The following is a 4,172-nucleotide window of genomic DNA, read 5'->3' as shown; positions in this document are numbered from 1 at the left end:
AACGATTTTCATTTTTAACTCATAGCTATATTTAGCCATAAAAATACCCCCAAAAGTTAGAATTTTTAGGTCTAACTTTTGGGGGTCGGCTCAAAAAAGTCCTAGCCTCTTTAACATTAACATAGATTTGTAGATTTACTGTTTGCTTCACGGTTAATGCGCGATAAAAAACGACTGACTTATCTTTTTTTACTCCACTGAAGATCTAAACGCTTTTTATCCACCCATAATTAAACAAATACATTGCTTAACGTTCCAAGGGATTCAATGGATATATCGACCTTATCATTTGTTTTGAGCCATTTTTGCTTCTCTTTCGGTTGCTCTAAGATAACTCCTTTTGGTGTACCTGTGAAAATTAAATCACCAGGCATTAGAGTCATGTATTGAGAAGCGTAACTGACTATTTTATTTACATCAAATAGCATTTCTTTCGTTGAACTATCTTGTACAACTTTTCCATTCAGTCTCGTTTGTATGGATAAATCTTGTACAGAATCGATGCTATCTTTAGTTACAATAGAGGGACCAATGGGTGCAAAATCATCCATAGATTTCCCTATTAACCATTGAGAAGACTCGTATTGGAAAACGCGATCAGAGACATCATTTCCGATTGTATAACCAAAAATAGCATCTTCAGCTTTTTTTTCGTTTACATTATTTATTTGCTTACCAATGACAATAACCAGTTCACCTTCATAGTCGACTTTTTTTGCATTGGCCTGTAAAACAATCTCTTGCTTGTGAGCAGCTAAGGTGTTGGGGAATTTATTGAAAAAAATAGGTGAAATGGGAACATCACCACCTCTTTCTATAATGTGATTAACATAATTCATACCAACGCAGAGAATTTTACCAGGCTTTTTGATTAGTGGTGAATAAGTTAATTTAGCTTTAGGTATAATGTAATCTTCTTTATTAACATTTAGTTTGTCGGCCTTTTTTAAGGTTCTATGGATGTTTTCTAACCCCAAATGACTGCTTGATAACAGCTCATCGATTGTTTTAGGTACAGCTATATCCAAATGTTTTGAGAGACGAAGAAGATCCACGACACTGTTATTTTCAATTAGACCTAGTTTGTTTTCTGACTTATTTTTTATTTTATAGTTAATCAACTTCATAAAATAGACTCCTTTAGTATTTTATCTTCAATTAGAAGTATAAATAACAATTCAAAATTTTTAAAAAATAACGCTTGTGATTTACTTACAAAAAGATTTAGCCTTGCTCAACAGCTTAGTTTTTAGTAAACTGATGAGGAAGAAGAAAGTGGAGGAATTAATATGGGTAAAAGAAACAAGAATATTGAAGTAGAGATAAACGAAACCAAAAATAATACAGAAACATATACTGAATATGAACTGTTAGTTAGAAAAAAAGCTATCGGAACACTTCAGCAAGAAGGTGATGGCCTAGTTAATGTTATATTTAAATCTGGTAAAAAGCGAACAGCCCAAACGATAGATGAAGGCGTCCAAATGATTATTGAAGAATATAATTTACATGATTAGTACTTTAATAAATGGATAATCAAAAAACACTTATTTTGTTTAACAAAATAAGTGTTTTTTGGCGTTCAGTGCTTCTTAATAGGGATGAAACAGTAAATTATGCTATGATTAAAGCAAGTAAATGTAAAGAAAGGACGTGTACGTGTGGATAAAGTAGAAGAAAAAATTCCACGCAAAGATAAACTGATTCGATTTATTAAAATTGCACAATCTAATTGGCAGAGAGCAACAGTTAACCAAAGTGCTGCTGAGATGGCTTACTTTTTACTTTTGTCATTATTTCCGATTTTGTTGGTACTCGCTAATACTATTCCACTCTTGCCTATTGATGCTAACGAAGTCCTTAGTATAACATCGGACTTTGTTCCGCAAGACGTTTTTGGTGTGATTGAGCCGATAATAAGGAATTACTTGGAAAGTGGTAGTGGTGGTGCAATCTCCATAGGTTTGCTGGCAGCCTTGTGGTCAGCGAGTCGAGTAATAACTATTTTAAGGCGTGTTCTTGATGAAGTATACGGATCAATACAAACCAGTAATTTTATTATTGGGCGTGTGGTTTCTCTGTTTACAATGATTGGTATTGTACTAGTTATCGGTGCAGCCGTATTCGCTTTTGTATTCGGTGATCAGATCCTTCAATTCATCCAAGATACGATAGGAGTAACAATACCCTTCATCCAACAATTCCTCCTTTTGAGGTGGGTCGTATTGGTTGTCATTTTATTCCTAGTTTTCTTAATCGTTTACCGTATTGTTCCTAATCATCATTTAACAATGAATTATTCATATCAAGGCGCTATTTTCGCGACAATCGGTTGGGTTGCTTTGACGCAAGGTTTCTCGATTTACTTGAACTTTGCAGGCGGAGATGCTGTTGCAAACGCGACATTCGGGACATTTATAGCACTCATGATATTCCTCTATCTCTCAAGTCTGATTTTGTTGTTAGGCGCGCTGATAAATGCTATGATTTTTGAATGGAAAAATCACATGTCAGTACCTGAATATGAAAATAAAAAGCGCAACGATAAAAGTTTGAAGAACTCAGGCTGGACGGGCTATCCTAGTGAAGCAGATACGGTATTGCTTAAACGGAAATTATATAAAGTAGGAAGTCTTAAAGAAGATGAAATCAAAGAATTTGAAGAAAAGACTCCTGATATAAAAGCAGATGATTAATAATTTATAAAAGAGCGAAGCTTAAAAGTTTCGTTCTTTTATTTTCTTTAATAAATGAGTTATAATAAGTGTGATGAAAAAAGACTTAAAGGAGATATAAAAATGACGCTTAAATATCATGAAAATGGCATTTGGATTGAAAAAATAAATGAGAATGACTTTCGTATTGGCTTATCAGAAAAAGGGCAAGATGATGTAGGCGAAGTAATGTTTGCGGAAATCATTGAACATGCTGGTAGCTTATCTAAAGGGGATCCAATCATAAACGTCGAAGGAGCTAAGGCGGTCACAGAAATGACTCTTCCTTTTAGTGCTGCAGTAAAAGAGAAGCATAAACAAGTAGAAGATGACCCAAGCCTATTAAACTCTGAAGATAAAAATGATAATTGGATTTTGGTAGTCAATAATGTTGACCCAAAAGTTTGGAATGCATTGGATACTGAATTGGTATTCGATAGCTATAATAATTAGACATCTGAACAGAAAGATATATATGGGAAAAGAGCAGCTAAAACTGCTCTTTTTCTATATAGCAAGACTGAGACGTTGTGAAAGTCCCGCAAGTAGTCGATGCGTGCCCTCCAGCGAGAGTGTGACGCCACGAAGGGTGCGCAAGGAGGAAATACGTGCCCTTTAGCAAGTCAGAAAGGTTGTGAAAGACCCGCAAGTAGTCGATGCGTGCCCTCCAACGAGAGTGTGATGCCACGAAGGGTGCGCAAAGAAGAAATGCGTGCCCTCCAACGAGAGTGTGACGCCGCGAAGGGTGCGCAAGGAGGAAATACGTGCCCTTTAGCCAGATGAAGAGCTCGTGAAAGACCCGCAAGTAGTCGATGCGTGGCCTCCAACGAGAATGCGATGTCACGGAGGGATCGCAAGGAGGAAATACGTGCCCTTTAGCAAGACGAAGAGTTCATGAAAGACCCGCAAGTGGTTGATGCGTGCCCTCCAACGAGAGTGTGACGCCGCGAAGGGTGCGCAAGGAGGAAATGCGTGCCCTTTAGCAAGTTGGAGAGGTTGTGAAAGACCCGCAAGTGGTTGATGCGATCCCTCCAGCCAGAATGCGATGTCACGGAGGGATCGCAAAACTGCGATACATTCCCTAGGAGATGTTTTAGTCGACTATTATTTTACAGGCGGAATTACTTGTTCTCTAATATAATGAAAAGAACGTTAGTGAGATATACTCTCACCAACGTTCTTTTTGTATAATCGACGATTATGCTACTAAACTTAACCTATTATTTGTACAAAGATAAGTAGGGTCTTTATAAAAGTTCTACTTTATAAAAATGATTCTAGGCTAAAAAGTATATCTCTTAATTTAAATATAGTTTAATAACATTAAAGAGTTTAGTTCAGTATCTTAATAGTTGATTATAGACCTGAATAATTCATAGCTCTATAATTTAAGCTGGTTTCTTGAATAAATTAATCGTTCTTGGAAAAATTGGGAATTTTTCTACAAAATAGTGCGTT

At 36.2% G+C, this 4,172-nt stretch carries 4 protein-coding genes; 3 read left to right on the top strand and 1 reads right to left on the bottom strand.

Annotated features, from left to right (window positions below; translation table 11 throughout):
* Window positions 1–230 precede the first annotated feature (230 nt).
* Window positions 231–1,127: a fumarylacetoacetate hydrolase family protein gene (locus BMX83_RS10395; RefSeq protein ID WP_091636779.1), complete on the bottom strand. Its 897-nt coding sequence runs from the start codon at window positions 1,125–1,127 to the stop codon at window positions 231–233.
* Window positions 1,128–1,289: 162 nt separating this feature from the next.
* On the opposite strand from BMX83_RS10395, the gene BMX83_RS10390 reads away from it, so the two are divergent.
* The 3 genes from BMX83_RS10390 (at window position 1,290) to BMX83_RS10380 (ending at window position 3,167) form a co-directional block, all read left to right on the top strand.
* Entirely contained in the window at window positions 1,290–1,517 is a 228-nt protein-coding gene (locus tag BMX83_RS10390) for a DUF2969 family protein (protein WP_091636777.1), read from the top strand.
* 144 nt (window positions 1,518–1,661) lie between these two features.
* Complete coding sequence (locus tag BMX83_RS10385; protein ID WP_091636775.1) at window positions 1,662–2,696, top strand: YihY/virulence factor BrkB family protein; 1,035 nt, start codon at window positions 1,662–1,664, stop codon at window positions 2,694–2,696.
* A gap of 102 nt (window positions 2,697–2,798) precedes the next feature.
* Window positions 2,799–3,167 carry a glycine cleavage system H family protein gene (locus tag BMX83_RS10380; RefSeq protein WP_177170581.1) on the top strand — a complete coding sequence of 123 codons (369 nt, stop codon included), beginning with the start codon at window positions 2,799–2,801 and terminating at the stop codon, window positions 3,165–3,167.
* Window positions 3,168–4,172: the final 1,005 nt, after the last annotated feature.

This window comes from Alkalibacterium gilvum (assembly GCF_900109085.1).
Lineage (GTDB): Bacteria > Bacillota > Bacilli > Lactobacillales > Carnobacteriaceae_A > Alkalibacterium > Alkalibacterium gilvum.
The sequence above is the reverse complement of the archived record's forward strand: the minus strand, read 5'-3'. Positions and strand labels throughout refer to the sequence as shown.

Coding starts and splice junctions, on each gene's coding strand:
- BMX83_RS10395 (WP_091636779.1), bottom strand. CDS start 1,127: ATGAAGTTGATTAACTATAAAATAAAAAATAAGTCAGAAAACAAACTA.
- BMX83_RS10390 (WP_091636777.1), top strand. CDS start 1,290: ATGGGTAAAAGAAACAAGAATATTGAAGTAGAGATAAACGAAACCAAA.
- BMX83_RS10380 (WP_177170581.1), top strand. CDS start 2,799: ATGACGCTTAAATATCATGAAAATGGCATTTGGATTGAAAAAATAAAT.